Genomic DNA, 16,268 nt, shown 5'->3' with positions numbered 1-16,268 from the left:
ACGGTACGGGCCGATGCGCCCCTTCTACCAGGCGACCGGCGGTTGCTCCACGGAATGTTCACGGATATTCACGGACGGCAGTCGACCGGGGCCCGGGGTGGATAGGCTGGAGACCGCCCGCGGTCGCTCCGTGGGGGGACATCGGAAGGGGACGACATGTCGACACCAGCCCCGGGTCGTCACGCCGCGCTGGACCAGGGCCCGACGGGCCCGTTCACCTCCCTGCAGCACGCCCTCAGACTGCTGGAGGCCGTCGACCGGCACCCCGACGGCGCCACCCTGGTCGCCCTCGCGCGGGAGACCTCGCTGGGACTGCCGACCGTCCGGCGGCTCGCGGAGATCCTGGAGATCGAGGGCTACCTCCAGTGCCAGGACGGCGGTTGGGTGCTCGGCGGCACTTTCGCCCTGCTCGGGCAGTACAACCGCGAACAGCTCGTCAAGGCCAGGCTGAACCGCAAACTCGCCGAACTCCGGGACGAGTTGGGTGCTGCGGTGTACTTCGGCCGTTACCACGACGGCGAGTTGACGGTCGAGGCGGTCTCGGCGGCCGACTACGCGCCCGCCGTGCAGGAGTGGGTCGACTTCCGGGCCACCGCGCACGCCAGCGCGATCGGCAAGTGCCTGCTCAGCCAGCTCGACGCGGACGGCCGGCGGGACCACCTCTCCCGGCACCCGGTCGCCCGGCTCACCTCCCGCACGGTCACCGACGCCGACCAGCTGATGCACCGGCTGGAGCGCCAGCCGGCCACGGTGCCGGTGCTGGACATCCAGGAGTACGCGCTCGGCACGGTCTGCGCGGCGGTGCCGATCACGGCCGGCAGCACGGTCGGCTGCCTGGCCACCTCGATGCCGGTGGGCAACATCCACAAGCTGAAGGCCGCCGCCGAGCTGCTGGCGTCCCGGGCGGCGCCGCTGATGCTGGCGATGGCGGTCTGAGGGGCTGTCGAGCCCCGGTGTTCCGAGGCCGAGGCCGCTCCTGACGGGCCCCGCCGGACGCGTCACGTCCGGCGGGGCCCGGGTGTTTCCGGAGGCGGCCCGTTCCGGGGGCCGGGGCCCTGCTCCGGGCGCGTCACTTATTAGACTCGATGTCGATAAGAGTTGTCCAAACCCTTGTCGCGGTCTCTACCGGCGAGTAGGTTTCCCGGAGTCGAGCCGCCGCCGCCAGGTCAGGAGGGCCTGCCATGCCCCGCTCCACTCCCGTCCCCGCCCTTGCCGCCCCCGCCGCGCGGGTCCACGAGAGCCTCGTCCTGGAGCCCCGGGACGTCCACTTCGACTGGGCCCGGCTGCCGCTGCACTGGATCCCGGACGAGCCGATGGCAACCCACGTGATCAACGTGCTGCACCTGCTGCTGCCCGAGGGCGAGCGCTGGTTCGTCAAGGTGTTCAAGGAGGCGCTGCCGCTCATCCGGGACGAGCAGCTGCGCGAGGAGGTGCTCGGCTTCATCGGGCAGGAGGCCATCCACGCCGAGGCCCACCAGGAGGTCCTCGACCACCTCCTCGGCCAGGGGCTCGACCCCCGTCCGTACGTCCGGCAGGTCTCCTGGCTCTTCCAGCGCGTCCTGGGCGACAAGCCCGGCCTCACGGCCGCCCGGCGGCGGGAGAACGTCATCGAGCGGGTCGCCTTCGTCGCGGCGATCGAGCACTTCACCGCCTTCCTGGGCAACTGGGCGCTCAACTCCCCGGGGCTGGACCGGGCCGAGGCCGACCCGACGATGCTGGACCTGCTGCGCTGGCACGGCGCGGAGGAGGTCGAGCACCGCAGCGTCGCCTTCGACCTGATGGTCCACCTGGACCCGGGCTACCTCCGGCGGGTCCGCGGGATGGCGCTGTCGGGGCCGCTGCTGGTGCACCTGTGGGTGCGCGGCGCCCGCTTCCTGCTCGCCGCCGACCCGACGCTGGAGGGGCGGCTCAAGCCCACCTGGCGGGAGGCGAGCCGGATCGCCAAGCGCGGGCTGCTGCCCGACCCGGTCCGCTCCATCCGCTCCGGGCTGCGCTACCTGCGGCCGGGCTACCACCCGACCCAGGAAGGTTCCTCCAGTCAGGCGCTGGGCTACCTCGCCACCTCACCGGCCGCCCGCGCGGCGGCGCACGGCTGACAGCTGACAGCTGACAACTTTCAGCGAACAGATTTCAGCGAACAACTTTCAGTGAACAGATTTCAGATGGCGTCATCTGTTCGCTGGTATCCGAATCCCGTCGCCCGCATTCCCCCGCCCGTTACCCCGCCGCCCGTCCCCTCTCCCACGCCAAGGACCCCGTCGGATGGACCTGTCCACCCCACCCCCCGATCTCTACGGCCGCCCCCGCGCCGACGCCTTCATCCGCCGGCTCACCGCCTTCGGTGACCGCTACTCCCCGGCCCTCGGCGCCCCCCTGTTGCGCCGCAACCCCCGGCGTCCGCTCAGCCGCCCCACCCCGCCGCTGCAGCTGGTGATCGCCGCCCGCCGCCAACTTGCTCCCGATGTCGTCGAATTGGCCTTCGCCGACCCATCCGGTGGCCCGCTGCCGCCCTGGCAGCCCGGCGCCCATCTGCGCCTCGCCCTGCCCTCCGGCCGGGAGCGCCACTATTCGCTGAGCGGCGACCCGGCCGACCGCCACCGGTACCGCATCGCCGTCCGGCGACTGCCCGAGGGCGGCGGCGGATCGGTCGAGGTCCACGACACCCTGCACCCGGGCGCCCGCCTGACCGCCCGTCGCCCGCGCAACGGCTTCGCCTTCTGCGCCGAGCCCGCTGTGCTCCTGCTCGCCGGAGGCATCGGCATCACCCCGCTCCTCCCGATGGCCCGAGAGGCGCAGCGCCACGGCCTCGACTGGCGCCTGGTGCACGTCGGCCGCAGCGCCGACACCCTCCCGTACACGGACGAGCTGCGCGCCCTCGACCCGCACCGCGTCGTGCTGCGCACCGACGACGAGCACGGCGGCGTCCCCACCGGCCCCGAGCTGCTCGCCCACGCCCCGCGCGGCGCCGCCGTCTACTGCTGCGGCCCGGCCCCGATGCTCGCCGCCGTCCAACGGTCACTGGACGGTTCCCCCGCCACCGCCCTGCACTTCGAGCGCTTCGGCGCCGCCCCGGTCACCGACGGCGAGCCCTTCGCCGTGCGGCTCGGCGCCGACGGCCCGACCCTGGACGTCCCCGCCGACCGCTCGGCCCTGGACGTGCTGCGCGAGGCCCGCCCCGACCTCCCGTACTCCTGCCACCAGGGCTTCTGCGGCACCTGCGAGGTGCGCCTGCTGGCCGGCCGGCCCGACCACCGGGACCGCCGCCTCACTCCCGAGCAGCGCGCCGCCGGCGCCCTGCTGCCCTGCGTCTCCCGGGCCGCCGAGGGTGAGACCCTCGTGCTCGACATCTGGAAGGAGAGCCCCTCGATGCCCCCGACGGCCCCGACGGTGAAAGCGGCGCCCGCCTTCCCGTACACAGAGCGCGACCTCGCCCGCTTCCGCGAGACCCAGCAACTCGCCTACCACTGTGCCGAACAGGTCGCCGCCTGGATCGAACCGGGCGTCACCGAGCGGCAGGCCACCGCCGAACTGCGCCGCCGCCTGGTCGCCGCCGGGGTCCAGGACTTCTTCCACGTCCCCTTCGCCTGGTTCGGCGACCGCACGGCCTTCCGGCACTTCCACACCCCGCTGCAGTTCTTCGCCGGGAACCGCCGGCTGGAGGAGGGCATGCCGTACGTGCTGGACTGCGCGCCCATCGTGGACGGTTACACCGCCGACATCGGCTACGGCGGCAAGATCGGCGAGAACCGGGTCTGGGACCGGCTGGCCGCCGACCTCAAGGTGTACCGCGAGCTGATCCTCGCCGAGGTGCGTGCCCGTCGGCCGCTCGACGAGGTGTACGCGGCGGTGGACGCGCAGATCGCCGCGCACGGCTACGACAACCGCCACCAGGTCTACCCGGGCCGGGTGATCGGCCACCAGGTCACCCGCACCACCGTGCGCGGCCCGGCCGGGGTGAACGTGTTCGGCTTCGGCGTGCGCACCCTGCAGACCCTCGCCCGGGAGCTCATCTCCGAGCGCCTGCACGGCCGTTCGCCGCTGTGGGCGGACGGCCGGTCGTCCCGGCACGTGCCCACCCCCGGCCTGTGGGCGGTCGAGCCGCACATCGGGTTCCGGGGCGTGGGCATCAAGTTCGAGGAACTGCTGGTGGTCACCGAGGACGACGCCTACTGGCTCGACGACGACCTCCCGCACGTCCGCCGCTGGACCGCCGCGACCGCCGCGACCACCGAGCCCACCGCCGAGCGGACCACCCTGGAGGCCACCCGATGACGCCCGCACCGACGCCCGGACCGACGCCCGCCGTCCGCCGCCGGACCGTCCACTCCGGAGGCCTCCCGCTCGCCGTCTTCGAGCAGGGCGACCCGCAGGCCCCCACCGTCCTCCTGGTGCACGGCTACCCGGACACCCACACCGTCTGGGACGACATCGCCGCCGACCTCGCCCGCGACCACCACGTGGTCCGCTACGACGTGCGCGGCGCAGGCGAGTCGGCCGCCCCGGCGGACCGCGACGGCTACCGCCTGGAGCGGCTCGCCGACGACCTGTTCGCCGTCGCCGAGGCCGTCAGCCCCGACCGGCCGGTGCACCTGGTGGCCCACGACTGGGGCTCGATCCAGTCCTGGGAGGCCGTCACCGACCCCGGCGCCCGGCAGCGGATCGCCTCCTACACCAGCCTGTCCGGCCCCAGCCTGGACCACATGGGCTTCTGGCTGCGCCACCGGCTGCGCCGCCCCACCCCGCGCCACCTCAAGCAGCTGGTCCACCAGGGCCTGCACTCCTGGTACATCACCGCCTTCCACCTTCCCTACCTCGCCCCGGCCGCCTGGCGCCTCGGCCTCGCCCGGGCCTGGCCGCGGGTGCTGCGCGACCTGGAGCACGTCACCCCGCGCGCCGACCACCCGCAGCGCACCCTGCGCCGCGACGCGGTCCGCGGCATCGAGCTGTACCGGGCCAACTTCCGCCCCACCATGGGCAGTCCACGCGAGCGGCGGACCGAGGTCCCGGTCCAGCTGATCACCCTCACCCGGGACCGCTACGTCGGCACCTACCTCTCCGAGGGCCTGGAGCGCTGGGTGCCCGATCTGACCCGACGCACACTGCACGCCGGCCACTGGTCGGCGCTGCTGGAGAAGGGAGCCACCGTGGCCGGAATGGTCCGCGAGTTCACCACCCGGATCGAGGCGGGGCGGTCCCGGGAGGCCGACGGCGACGGCCGCCTGGTCGTCGTCACCGGCGGCGGCAGCGGCATCGGCCGGGCCACCGCGCTCGCCTTCGCCGAGGACGGCGCCAGGGTGGTGGTCTGCGACCTCGACCTCGCGGCCGCCGAGCGCACCGCCGAACTCGCCTCGCTGATCGGCCCGCAGGCGCAGGCCTACCAGGTGGACGTCTCCGACGGCGCCGCGATGGAGGCCTTCGCCCAGCGCGTCGCCGCCGAGCACGGTGTGCCCGACGTGCTGGTCAACAACGCCGGCATCGGCCACTCCGGGACCTTCCTGCAGACCACCGAGAAGGAGTGGCAACGCGTCCTGGACGTCAACCTGTGGGGCGTGATCCACGGCTGCCGCGCCTTCGGCGCCCTGATGGCCGACCGCGGCCAGGGCGGCCACATCGTCAACGTGTCCTCGGCCGCCGCGTACCTGCCCTCGAAGGCGCTCACCGCCTACGCCACCAGCAAGGCCGCGGTCTTCATGCTCTCCGACTGCCTGCGCGCCGAGTTCGTCGGCCACGGCATCGGCGTCTCCACGATCTGCCCGGGCATCGTCAACACCAACATCACCCGCACCTCCACCTTCTCCGCCAGCACCGCGGCCGAGCAGTCCGCCAAACAGGCCCGCGCCGCCAAGCTCTACGCCCGCCGCGGTTTCCCCCCGGAGAAGGTCGCCACCGCCATCCTCACCGCGGTCCGCACCGGCAAGCCCGTCGTCCCGGTCACCCCCGAGGCCAAGGCCGCCCGCCTCCTCTCCCGCCTCAGCCCCGGCCTCCTCCGCCTCGCCGCCCGTCTCAACGTCACCTGATCAGGTGGATGTCACCCGATCGGCCCGGTTTCAAGCCTGCGATATCGACCAGCATTGATTTTGATATCAGAGACCCGTGGTCCTTCGGGAGGTCAGCCATGGCTCGCACCGTGATAGACGTCAACGACGCACTCCTGGCCGAGGCCGCCGAGATCCTCGGCACGACGACCAAGGTCGCTACTGTCAACGCAGCCCTTGAGGATGTCCGGGCCATCGAGGTGCAGGCCCTCCTCACCGCCGCCGGCAACCGGCGGGCGCTGTCCGTGGCGGACCTCGTCATCGCCGCCACCGCCGAGCGCCACGGTGCGACCGTGCTGCACTACGACGACGACTACGACATGATCGCCGCCGTCACCGGCCAGCCGACCGAGTGGGTCGTGCCCCAGGGGACGGCGGACTGAGCAGCTCATCGGGCCTGTGGGAGCATCGGGGCCCATGGAGATGACAACCGCCCTGTGGTCCTTCGCCCTCGTCGTGGGGCTGCTCACCCTCACGCCCGGGCTCGACACCGCGCTGATCCTGCGGACCTCCGCGCTCGGCCGGCGACGGCAGGCCTGGGGAGTGGTGCTGGGCATCCAGACCGGGACGCTGATCTGGGGGACGCTGACCTCGGCCGGGGTGACGGCCCTGCTGACCGCCTCGCAGGTGGCGTACGAGGTTCTGCGGTGGGGAGGCGCCGCCTACCTGGTCTGGATGGGTGTCGGGATGCTGCGCAAGCGCGGCGCCGAGGCCGCGGCCGAGCAGGAGGAGTCGGCCGAGGGTGGTTTCGGACACGGCTGGCGGCGCGGCACGCTGACCAACCTGCTCAACCCCAAGGTCGGGGTGTTCTACGTGGCCGTGCTGCCGCAGTTCGTCCCCGCTGGCGCCCCGCACTTCGCCGTCGGCGTGGCGCTGACCTGCGTGCACGTCGTGGAGGGCCTGCTCTGGTCGACCGTGCTGGTCGGTTTCGCCCGGGTGCTGCGGGGCTGGCTGCGCCGCCCGGCGGCCCGGCGGGTGATGGACCGGGTGACCGGCGCGGTGGTGGTGGGCTTCGGGCTGAAGCTGGCGCTGGCCGACTGAAGGTGCCGCTCCGGGGCTCAGGCGGCGTGGGTCCGCCGTGCGGCCCGCGGCTCCGCCACGGGCGCCGCGGCGTCGTGGTGGATCGGCCCGTCCCCGGCGCTCAGCGGCAGGCAGCTGCCGCCGCGCCGGTGGGCGATGATCTCGGCGGCGACGGAGACGGCGGTCTCCTCCGGCGTGCGGGAGCCGAGGTCCAGCCCGATGGGGGAGCGCAGCCGGGCGAGCTCGGCGTCGGTGAGTCCGGCGTCGCGCAGCTTGGCCTGCCGGTCGCGGTGGGTGCGCCGGGAGCCCATCGCGCCGACGTAGCCGACCGGCAGCCGCAGGGCGCGTTCCAGCAGGGGGACGTCGAACTTGGCGTCGTGGGTGAGCACGCACAGCACGGTGCGCCCGTCGATCCGGCCGAGCTGGGAGTCCAGGTAGCGGTGCGGCCAGTCGACGACCACCTCGTCGGCCTCGGGGAAGCGCCGGGTGGTGGCGAAGACGGGCCGGGCGTCGCAGACGGTGACGTGGTAGCCAAGGAACTTGCCGATCCGCACCACGGCGGCGGCGAAGTCGATGGCGCCGAAGACCAGCATCCGCGGCGCGGGCACGTAGGACTCGACGAAGCAGGTGACCGTGCCCTGCCCGTGTTCGTCGCAGGGCCGTCCGTCGAGGGCGAGCACGATCCGCCCGGTGCTTCCGGCGTCCAGCATGGCCCGGGCCTCCGCGACCAGGGAGCGTTCCAGGGCGCCCACCGTGGACGGTCCGACGGACAGCGCCCCGTGCTGGCCGGTGGCGGTGACGGCGATGGTGGCGCCGATCATCCCGGCCGGTCCGGCGATCACCCGGGCGAGGGCGACGGGCGTGCCGTCGGCGATGTGGGCGAGGCCGGCGTCCATTCCGGGGTCGGCCCCGGGGACGACCGGCTGGACGAACACGTCGAGGATCCCGCCACAGGTCAGCCCGACGGCGAAGGCGTCCTCGTCGCTGTAGCCGAAGCGCTCCAGCACGGGCTCGCCGGTTTCGACGGCCGCCTGGCAGAGCTCGTACACCGCGCCCTCGACGCACCCGCCGGAGACGCTGCCGACCGCCTCGCCCGCGGCGTCGACGGCCAGGGCCGCCCCCGGGTCGCGCGGGGCGCTGCCGGAGACGCCGACCACGGTGGCCACGGCGAAGGAGCGCCCGGACGCGTGCCAGGCCTGCAACTGCTCGGCGATGTCCTGCATGTCGGAGGCTCCTTACACGGTTTCGACAGTAGCGGGAGACGCCGCCGTACGGGAAACGATCCCGTACGGCGGCGGTGGTGCACAAAGGCGGCGGCGGTGCCGGAGGTGCCGTAGGACCGGCTAGTGCACGCCCAGCCAGGACTTGATCGGGCTGAGCGCGAAGTACAGGACGAACACCCCGGTGAGGATCCACATCAGCAGCCCGGGCTCGCGCCACTTGCCCTGTCCGGCCTTGATCACCGAGTAGGAGATCACGCCGGCCGCGACGCCCGCCGTGATGCTGTAGGTGAACGGCATCAGCACGGAGGTCAGGAAGGCCGGGATGGCGACCTCGCGGTCGGACCAGTCGATGTGCCGGGCCTGGCTCATCATCATCGAGCCGATCACCACCAGGGCGGCGGAGGCGACCTCGACCGGGACGATGCCGGCCAGCGGCGAGAAGAACAGCATCAGCGCGAACAGGGCGCCGGTGACGGTGGAGGCGAGGCCGGTCCGGGCGCCGTCGCCGACGCCGGTCGCGGACTCGACGAAGACGGTCTGGCCGGAGGCGCCCGCCAGGCCGCCGACCGCGCCGCCGGCGCCGTCGATGAACAGGGCCTTGGACAGGCCGGGCATCCGGCCCTGCTTGTCGGCCAGTCCGGCCTCGGTGCCGACGCCGATGATGGTCGCCATGGCGTCGAAGAAGCCGGCCAGGACCAGGGTGAACACCGCGACGGAGGCGCTGATCGCGCCCATGCCCTTGGTGCCGAAGGCGCCGAACAGGTCGACGTGGCCGAACAGGCCGAAGTCGGGGGCGGCGACGGGGCTGCCGGGCCAGACCGGGACGGAGTTGGCCCAGGCCTTGGCGGGCACGTGGGCGAGCTTGTTGACGACGATCGCGACCACGGTGCCGCCGGCGATGCCGATCAGGATCGCCCCGCGCACGCCGCGCGCCATCAGCACGAAGATCGTGAGCAGGGTGAGGCAGAAGATCAGGACGGGCCAGCCGGAGAGTTCGCCGAACGGGCCGAGCGAGAGCGGGGTGGGGCCGCCGGTGTGCACGAAACCGGCCTTGTAGAGGCCGATGATCGTGACGAACAGGCCGATGCCGATGGTGATCGCGTGCTTGAGCGGCAGCGGGATGCCGTTCATGATCTTCTCGCGCAGGCCGGAGACCACCAGCAGCACGATCAGCAGGCCGTAGATCACGCACAGGCCCATGGCCTGCGGCCAGGTGGTGTGCGGTACGACGAGCGCGGAGACCGCGCCGGAGACCGAGAGTCCGGCGGCCAGGGCCAGCGGCACGTTGCCGACCAGGCCCATCAGGATGGTGGTGACGGCGGCCGCGAGGGCGGTGGCGGTGGTCAGCGCGGCGTGGTCGAGCTTCACGCCGGTGACGTCCGCGCCGCTGAGGATCAGCGGGTTGAGCAGGATGATGTACGCCATCGCCATGAAGGTGGTGAGGCCACCGCGGAGTTCGTTGGCGAGGGTCGAGCCGCGGGCAGAGATCTTGAAGTACGCGTCCAGCGCGCCCTTCGGTCCTGGTACCGAGGGCGAGGGGTGGGTCGCGTCCTCGGTGGGTCTGTCTGCTTCGGTGGTGCCGGGCTCCGTGGGGATCCTGGTCATGTCCACTCCCAAGTGTCAATGGGGGTTGGGGTGGGCGAGCCGACCTGACTGCCAGTCAACGGAGTTGGCACAGGGGGACGGGATCGGCTCACTGGGGGGCACTCGTCGGGGGGAGTGCCAGCGGTGCAGTTGAGGGTGGTGCGCACCACTGCGGAACCCCGGCGTGGGAGGGCAGCGGGTGGGGGTCCCCGGGGCGGCGGGGAAGACTCGTCGCCGCCCCGGGAAGTACTGCTCGGTCGTGCTGATCGATGTGCTGTTTCGGATCTGTTGTCCGGTTGTGCTCTTCGGTTGTGCTCTTCGGTCCTGCCGTTCAGCTCCTGCCGTCCGGCTGTTCCGTCGGTTCGAACTCCCGGCGTCAGCCGGGCTGTTCGGTGGTCAGGTGCTCCGGCCGGACCGGGATCCGGTTGAGCGCGAGACCGGTCGCGTTGCGGATGGCCGCCACGATGGAGGGGGTCGCCGACACGGTCGGCGCCTCACCGACGCCGCGCAGCCCGTACGGGGCGTGCGGGTCGGGCAGTTCGAGGACGTCCACCGGGATCGGCGGGGTGTCCAGGATGGTGGGGATCAGGTAGTCGGTGAAGGAGGCGTTGCGCACCTTCCCGTCCCGGACGATGATCTCCTCCATCACCGCGAGCCCGAGCGCCTGGGTGCAGCCGCCCTGGATCTGGCCGACCACGGAGAGCGGGTTGAGCGCCTTGCCGACGTCCTGGACGGCGGTGAGCTCGACCACCTTGACCAGGCCCAGTTCCACGTCCACGTCCACCACCGCGCGGTTGGCGCAGAAGGTGTACTGGACGTGGCCGAAGCCCTGGCCGGTCTCCTTGTCGAAGGCCTGGGTGGGCCGGTGGTGGTGCTCGCGGGTGAGGTCGATGGCCTCGTCGCCGAGCAGGTCCACGATGGGCACCAGCACGCCGGCGCTCTCCGAGACGACCTTGCCGCCGGCCAGCGTGATGTCCTGGTGGGTCCAGCCGTAGCGGCGCCGGCCCTTCTCGACCAGTGCCCGCCGGACGGCCTCGGCGGCCAGCTTGACGGCGCCGCCGGTCATGTACGTCTGGCGCGAGGCCGAGGTCGAACCGGCCGATCCCACCTCGGTGTTGGCCGGGTGGATGGTGACCTGCTCGACGCCCAGCTCGGTGCGGGCGATCTGGGCGTGCACGGTGACGCCGCCCTGGCCGACCTCGGCCATCGCGGTGTGCACCATGGCGACCGGCTCGCCGCCGATGACCTCCAGCCGCACCCGGGCGGTGGAGTAGTCGTCGAAGCCCTCGGAGAAGCCGACGTTCTTGATGCCGACCGAGTAGCCGACCCCGCGCACGATGCCCTCGCCGTGCGAGGTGTTGGACAGCGCGCCGGGCAGCGCGCGGACGTCCAGGTGCTCGGTGTCCAGCGGCGGCGGCAGCGGCATCTCCTTGGCGCGGCGCAGCAGTTCGGCCACCGGTGCGGGGGAGTCGATCTGCTGGCCGGTGGGCATGAAGTCGCCCTCCGACATGGCGTTCAGCTGCCGCAGCTCCACCGGGTCCATGCCGAGTTCGGCGGCCAGCTTGTCCATCTGCGACTCGTAGCCGAACGCCGCCTGAACCGCGCCGAAGCCGCGCATCGCCCCGCAGGACGGGTTGTTGCTGTAGAGCGCGATGGCGTGCATCTTCACGTTCGGGATCACGTACGGGCCGTGCCCGAGCGAGGCCGCGTTGCCGACCACGGCGGGGGAGGCCGAGGCGTACGCGCCGCCGTCCAGCACGATCCGGCAGTCGGCGAAGACCAGCTTGCCGTCGCGGGTGGCGCCGTGCTCGTAGTGCATCCTCGCCGGGTGGCGGTGGACGTGGCCGTAGAAGGACTCGTCGCGGGAGTAGACGATCTTGACCGGCTTGTTGGTGTGCAGGGCCAGCAGGCAGGCGTGGATCTGCATCGAGATGTCCTCGCGGCCGCCGAAGGCGCCGCCGACGCCGGCCAGCGTCAGCCGGACCTTCTCCTCGGGCAGGTCCAGCACCGGGGCCATCTGCTCCCGGTCCACGTGCAGCCACTGGGTGGCGATGTAGAGGTCGATGCCGCCGTCCTCGGCGGGCACGGCCAGGCCGGACTCGGGGCCGAGGAAGGCCTGGTCCTGCATGCCGACCTCGTAGTCGCCGCTGACGATGACGTCCGCCATCGCCCGCACCTCGTCGGTCACGCCGAGGCCGGAGACCAGCTTCTGCTCGTGGCAGATGTTGCCGTACGCGTGCGACTTGTACTCGTGCGGCTCGTGGACGTACCCGTGGGTCTCCGGGTCCAGGCACTGCTCCTCGGTGACGATCGGGGTGAGCACCTCGTACTCGACCTTGATCTTCTTCACCGCGCGCCGGGCCGTCTCCGGGTGGTCGGCGGCGACCAGCGCGATCGCCTCGCCGTGGTACCGGATCTTGTCGATGGCCAGGGCCGGCTGGTCCTGGATCTCCAGGCCGTAGTACTTGGAGCCGGGGATGTCCTCGTGGGTCAGCACGGCGTAGACGCCGGGCACCTTGAGCGCCTCGGAGATGTCCACCGAGAGGATGTTCGCCCGCGGGTGCGGCGAGCGCAGCGCCATACCCCAGAGCATGTCCTCGTGCCACAGGTCGGAGGAGTACGCGAACTCGCCCTTGACCTTCAGGTTGCCGTCCGGGCGCAGCGGCGAGCCGCCGATGCCGTCCTTGGAGGCCTGGTTGATGTTCTGCAGGTTCTTCTGACCCTGGATGGTGCGGGTAGCCATTACGACGCCTCCCCGGCGCACTTGCGGGCCGAGGCGAGCCGCACCGCGTCCATGATCTTCTCGTAGCCGGTGCAGCGGCACAGGTTGCCCGACAGCGCCTCGCGGATGTCGTTGTCGCTCGGCTGGGCGTCCTTCTCCAGCAGGGCGTCGGTCTGCACCAGCAGGCCCGGGGTGCAGAAGCCGCACTGGACGGCCCCGGCGTCGATGAAGGCCTGCTGGACGAGGCCGAGCTCGCCGGTCTCCTCGGCGAGGCCCTCGACGGTGCGCACCTCTCGGTCCTGCACCTGGCCGGCCGCGACCAGGCAGGAGCAGACCGGAACGCCGTCCAGGTAGACGGTGCAGGAACCGCACTCGCCCTGCTCACAGGCGTTCTTCGAACCCGGCAGGCCGACGCGCTCGCGCAGCACGTAGAGCAGGCTCTCGCCCTCCCACACGTCGTCGGCCTCGACCGGCTTGCCGTTGGCGGTGAACGTGACCCTCATGCCGCGCTCCTGATCTGCTTGCTGTAGTCGTTCCAACACCAGGTGAGGGTGCGGCGGGCCATCACGGCCAGCGCGTGCCGCCGGTAGTCGGCGGTGCCCCGGACGTCGTCGATCGGGGAGGCGGCGGCCTTCACCAGCTCGCCGAAGCGCTGGACCACCTCGGTGCCCAGCAGCTCCCCGCTCTCCCAGAGCCCGCGCTCGGCGAGCACTCCCCGGAGGTACTCCTCGGCCTCGACGGCGCGGCGCGGCGTGGGGGCAGCCGAACCGATCCCGGTGCCGACGGTCCCGTTCTTCGGGTGCAGGGCGAAGCCGAAGGCGCACACCGCGATCACCATCGCGTTGCGGGTGCCGATCTTCGAGAACTGCTGCGGGCCGTCCGCGACCGGCACGTGCACGGCCCGGATCAGCTCGTCCGCCTCCAGGCAGTTGCGCTTGACCCCGACGTAGAACTCGTCGATCGGGATCAGCCGGGTGCCGCGCACCGAGGCCGCCTCGACGTACACGTCCCGCCCGGCCGCCAGCAGCGCCGGGTGGGAGTCACCGGCCGGGGAGGCCGCGCCCAGGTTGCCACCGACGCCGCCGCGGTTGCGGATCTGCGGCGAGCCGACGGTGTGGGCCGCCAGCGCGAGCCCGGGCAGCGGCGCGGACAGCTCCGAGATGATCCGGGCGTACGGGACGGAGGCGCCGAGCCGGACGACGCTGCCGTCGTTCGTCCATTCGGTGAGCTCGGTGACACGGTTCAGGTCGAGAATCGCGGATGGCCGGTGCACGTCGAAGTTCAGCTCGACCATGACGTCCGTGCCGCCCGCGATGGGCAACGCGGTCGGGTACTCAGCCTTCGCCGCGAGAGCCTCGTCCCAGGTGGCGGGCCGAAGGAACTCCATGCGGGTGTCTCCTCAAGTCTTCGCCGACCGGGTGTCCGGCGGCGTTTCGCCCAGTGAACTCCTGTGACCGGGGCCACTGGCAGTCACCGATGGCATGAAGCCCCGGCTGTGAGCCCGCCCGGCATCCTGTACGTTCCTCTAAGCAGGAGAATCCCGCAGCCCAGGTGTTCGCCGGGTGCTACCTACGACCGTAATCCGGTCGTGATTCGCGGGCTACGGCCCCGTGACCCGGTGACCCGCTGGTACGTAACGCCGAGCACTGATGTTCGGGCACACTGTCACCCCCGGACCGCGCGTCCTCCACCCACCCCCTCGATCCGGCCCCCTGTCCCGTTTCCAGATCCCGTTTCCAGCCCCTGGCCCACCCCTTTGGCCCACCCCCCGTTAGGAGTCCGCGGATGCGTGTCCGTGACCTGCTCGCCCCCGGCGCCCCGCGACTGCGCCTGCTCGCGGCCGAGGAGGAGCTGGACCGGCAGGTCAGCGGCGTGATGACCACGGATCTGCACGACCCCGGCCGCTACCTGCACGGTGGCGAGCTGGTGCTCACCGGCATGCTCTGGCGGAGCGGTCCGGCCGACTCCGAGCGGTTCGTCCGGACCATCGCGGCCGGCGGCGCGGTCGCCCTGGCGGCCGGCGAGGCCGAGGTCGGCCCGGTGCCCGAGGACCTGGTCGAGGCCTGCCGCCGCCACCGGATGCCGCTGCTGGCCGTCCCCGACGACATCGCCTTCGGCACCGTCACCGAGTTCATCGGCCGTCAGGTCTCCGCCGACCGCGCCGCCGACCTCGCCGCCCTGGTCGACCGTCACCGGCTGCTGGTCTCGGCGGCCGGCGGCGGCGGACTGGACGCGGTGCTGGACCTGCTCGGCGGCGACCTCGACCTGGACTGCTGGGTGCTCGCCCCGACCGGCGCGGTGATCGCCGGCCCGGCCGACCGGCTCACCGCCGAGGACCGCGACCAGCTGGTCCGCGCCCACCTCGCCGCCCAGCGCCAGCGCCGCCGCCCCCCGCACCGGGCCCGGCTGGCCGGCGGCGCCTACTCGCTGCTGCCCGCCGGCGCCTCCGCCGGACCCGAGGCGCCGCAGACCGGTTCGCTGCTGGCCGACTGGGTGCTCGCGGTGGCCGGCGACGTCACCGAGTGGACCACCAAGCGCCAGCAGCTGGCCGAGAACCTGGCCCGGCTGGTCGCCGCCGAGCGCCACCGCCGGGACGAGGGCCGCCGGCTGCGCCGCCGGCTGGCCGACGAACTGCTCGCCCTGCTGCGCCGCGACGCCGACCCGGCCGAGATCAGCCGCACCCTGTACGCGTCCTCCGCGATGGCCGCCCGCTACGAGAGTCCCGAGCCCAGGACCCATGTGCAGGAGGCCTCCTGGCTGGTGCTCAGCGCCGAGGGCACCGGCCTGCCGGAGGGCACGGTGCGGGCCGTCCTGGAGGAGGCGCTCGGCGGCACCACCGACCGCGCCCTGGTCGCCGGTGCCGGCAACGGCGCCGTGGTGGTGCTGCCCGTGCTGGACACCCCGGTGCCCGCCGACTCCCTGCGCGAACTCCTCGCCCCGCTGGAGGCCGGGCTCGGCTCGGAGGGGCGGATCACCCTCGGCGTCTCCGCCCCCGCCTCCGAGGCCGGCGGCCTGCGCGGCGCCCTGGAGGAGGCCCGGCACGCCCGCCGGATCGCCGCCGCCCGGGTCGGCCGGGTCTGCGTGGCCGGCCCCGAGGAGCTGGCCTCGCACGTGCTGCTGCTGGCCGCCGTCCCGGACGAGGTCCGCCGCGCCTTCCGCAGCCGGCTGCTGGACAAGGTGATCGCGTACGACATCGAGCACCAGGCGGACCTGGTCCGCACCCTGGAGGCCTTCCTGCGCTCGGACGGCTCCTGGACCCGGTGCGCCGGGCAGCTGCACGTCCACGTCAACACCCTGCGCTACCGGATCGGCCGGATCGAGGAGCTGACCGGCCGGGACCTGTCCCGGCTGGAGGACCGGGTGGACTTCTACCTGGCGCTGGAACTGGCCTGACCGCCGGGCCGGGCGGGGGCCCGACCGGCGGTCTGACTGGCGGTCCGGCCGACGGTCTGACCGACGGTCTGACTGGCGGTCTGACTGGCGGTCTGGTGGATTTCTGTCGGTGCCGCTCGGGTCCCGGTCGATCCTGATCGTGTCCGGACAGTTCCTGGGAAGATCCCGGCAAAGCCGGAAACGGCCGAGGGGCCCCCCCCCCCCCCCCCGGCGGGGCCCCCGGCGGGTCGGGGCGGGCAGGGAACCCCCCCGGCGGGAACCGCGGGCACAGAGACCGGCTTATACCCGTCA

12 protein-coding genes are annotated in these 16,268 nt (G+C 72.7%); 7 read left to right on the top strand and 5 right to left on the bottom strand.

Features of this window, described 5'->3' with window-relative positions:
- Nucleotides 1-156 precede the first annotated feature (156 nt).
- The 6 genes from ACIRVF_RS07380 (at nucleotide 157) to ACIRVF_RS07355 (ending at nucleotide 7,076) form a co-directional block, all read left to right on the top strand.
- Entirely contained in the window at nucleotides 157-936 is a 780-nt protein-coding gene (locus tag ACIRVF_RS07380) for an IclR family transcriptional regulator (protein WP_402815037.1), read from the top strand.
- 245 nt (nucleotides 937-1,181) lie between these two features.
- Nucleotides 1,182-2,096: a metal-dependent hydrolase gene (locus ACIRVF_RS07375; protein ID WP_402815034.1), complete on the top strand. Its 915-nt coding sequence runs from the start codon at nucleotides 1,182-1,184 to the stop codon at nucleotides 2,094-2,096.
- Nucleotides 2,097-2,262: 166 nt separating this feature from the next.
- Nucleotides 2,263-4,272: a M24 family metallopeptidase gene (locus tag ACIRVF_RS07370; protein WP_402815033.1), complete on the top strand. Its 2,010-nt coding sequence runs from the start codon at nucleotides 2,263-2,265 to the stop codon at nucleotides 4,270-4,272.
- Nucleotides 4,269-6,017, top strand: a complete 1,749-nt coding sequence (locus ACIRVF_RS07365; protein WP_402815030.1) for an SDR family oxidoreductase — start codon at nucleotides 4,269-4,271, stop codon at nucleotides 6,015-6,017. The genes ACIRVF_RS07370 and ACIRVF_RS07365 overlap by 4 nt, the downstream gene beginning before the upstream one ends.
- A 98-nt stretch (nucleotides 6,018-6,115) precedes the next feature.
- The gene (locus ACIRVF_RS07360; protein ID WP_402815029.1) at nucleotides 6,116-6,418 is read left to right on the top strand and encodes a type II toxin-antitoxin system VapB family antitoxin; all 303 of its coding nucleotides are present in this window, start codon (nucleotides 6,116-6,118) and stop codon (nucleotides 6,416-6,418) included.
- 34 nt (nucleotides 6,419-6,452) lie between these two features.
- Entirely contained in the window at nucleotides 6,453-7,076 is a 624-nt protein-coding gene (locus tag ACIRVF_RS07355) for a LysE family translocator (RefSeq protein ID WP_402815026.1), read from the top strand.
- 17 nt (nucleotides 7,077-7,093) lie between these two features.
- Here ACIRVF_RS07355 and ACIRVF_RS07350 read toward each other — a convergent pair whose 3' ends face one another.
- From ACIRVF_RS07350 to ACIRVF_RS07330, 5 genes are all read right to left on the bottom strand, one after another.
- Nucleotides 7,094-8,278 carry an XdhC family protein gene (locus ACIRVF_RS07350; protein WP_402815023.1) on the bottom strand — a complete coding sequence of 395 codons (1,185 nt, stop codon included), beginning with the start codon at nucleotides 8,276-8,278 and terminating at the stop codon, nucleotides 7,094-7,096.
- 120 nt (nucleotides 8,279-8,398) lie between these two features.
- The gene (locus ACIRVF_RS07345) at nucleotides 8,399-9,883 is read right to left on the bottom strand and encodes an NCS2 family permease (protein WP_402815021.1); all 1,485 of its coding nucleotides are present in this window, start codon (nucleotides 9,881-9,883) and stop codon (nucleotides 8,399-8,401) included.
- A 355-nt stretch (nucleotides 9,884-10,238) separates the two neighbouring features.
- A complete protein-coding gene (gene pucD, locus ACIRVF_RS07340; RefSeq protein WP_402815018.1) occupies nucleotides 10,239-12,605 on the bottom strand; it encodes a xanthine dehydrogenase subunit D in 2,367 nt (788 codons plus the stop codon).
- Entirely contained in the window at nucleotides 12,605-13,087 is a 483-nt protein-coding gene (locus ACIRVF_RS07335) for a (2Fe-2S)-binding protein (RefSeq protein WP_402815016.1), read from the bottom strand. The genes pucD and ACIRVF_RS07335 overlap by 1 nt, the downstream gene beginning before the upstream one ends.
- Nucleotides 13,084-13,971, bottom strand: a complete 888-nt coding sequence (locus tag ACIRVF_RS07330; RefSeq protein ID WP_402815013.1) for an FAD binding domain-containing protein — start codon at nucleotides 13,969-13,971, stop codon at nucleotides 13,084-13,086. Before ACIRVF_RS07330 ends, ACIRVF_RS07335 begins: the two co-directional genes overlap by 4 nt.
- Nucleotides 13,972-14,369: 398 nt before the next feature.
- Between ACIRVF_RS07330 and ACIRVF_RS07325 the strand changes: the two genes are divergently transcribed.
- Nucleotides 14,370-15,977 carry a PucR family transcriptional regulator gene (locus ACIRVF_RS07325; protein WP_402815010.1) on the top strand — a complete coding sequence of 536 codons (1,608 nt, stop codon included), beginning with the start codon at nucleotides 14,370-14,372 and terminating at the stop codon, nucleotides 15,975-15,977.
- Nucleotides 15,978-16,268 lie beyond the last annotated feature (291 nt).

Source organism: Kitasatospora sp. NPDC101157 (assembly GCF_044768255.1).
GTDB lineage: Bacteria > Actinomycetota > Actinomycetes > Streptomycetales > Streptomycetaceae > Kitasatospora.
Note: the sequence above shows the minus strand (reverse complement) of the source record. Positions and strands in the feature narration are given on the sequence as shown.

Coding starts and splice junctions, on each gene's coding strand:
- ACIRVF_RS07380 (WP_402815037.1), top strand. CDS start 157: ATGTCGACACCAGCCCCGGGTCGTCACGCCGCGCTGGACCAGGGCCCG.
- ACIRVF_RS07375 (WP_402815034.1), top strand. CDS start 1,182: ATGCCCCGCTCCACTCCCGTCCCCGCCCTTGCCGCCCCCGCCGCGCGG.
- ACIRVF_RS07370 (WP_402815033.1), top strand. CDS start 2,263: ATGGACCTGTCCACCCCACCCCCCGATCTCTACGGCCGCCCCCGCGCC.
- ACIRVF_RS07365 (WP_402815030.1), top strand. CDS start 4,269: ATGACGCCCGCACCGACGCCCGGACCGACGCCCGCCGTCCGCCGCCGG.
- ACIRVF_RS07360 (WP_402815029.1), top strand. CDS start 6,116: ATGGCTCGCACCGTGATAGACGTCAACGACGCACTCCTGGCCGAGGCC.
- ACIRVF_RS07355 (WP_402815026.1), top strand. CDS start 6,453: ATGGAGATGACAACCGCCCTGTGGTCCTTCGCCCTCGTCGTGGGGCTG.
- ACIRVF_RS07350 (WP_402815023.1), bottom strand. CDS start 8,278: ATGCAGGACATCGCCGAGCAGTTGCAGGCCTGGCACGCGTCCGGGCGC.
- ACIRVF_RS07345 (WP_402815021.1), bottom strand. CDS start 9,883: ATGACCAGGATCCCCACGGAGCCCGGCACCACCGAAGCAGACAGACCC.
- pucD (WP_402815018.1), bottom strand. CDS start 12,605: ATGGCTACCCGCACCATCCAGGGTCAGAAGAACCTGCAGAACATCAAC.
- ACIRVF_RS07335 (WP_402815016.1), bottom strand. CDS start 13,087: ATGAGGGTCACGTTCACCGCCAACGGCAAGCCGGTCGAGGCCGACGAC.
- ACIRVF_RS07330 (WP_402815013.1), bottom strand. CDS start 13,971: ATGGAGTTCCTTCGGCCCGCCACCTGGGACGAGGCTCTCGCGGCGAAG.
- ACIRVF_RS07325 (WP_402815010.1), top strand. CDS start 14,370: ATGCGTGTCCGTGACCTGCTCGCCCCCGGCGCCCCGCGACTGCGCCTG.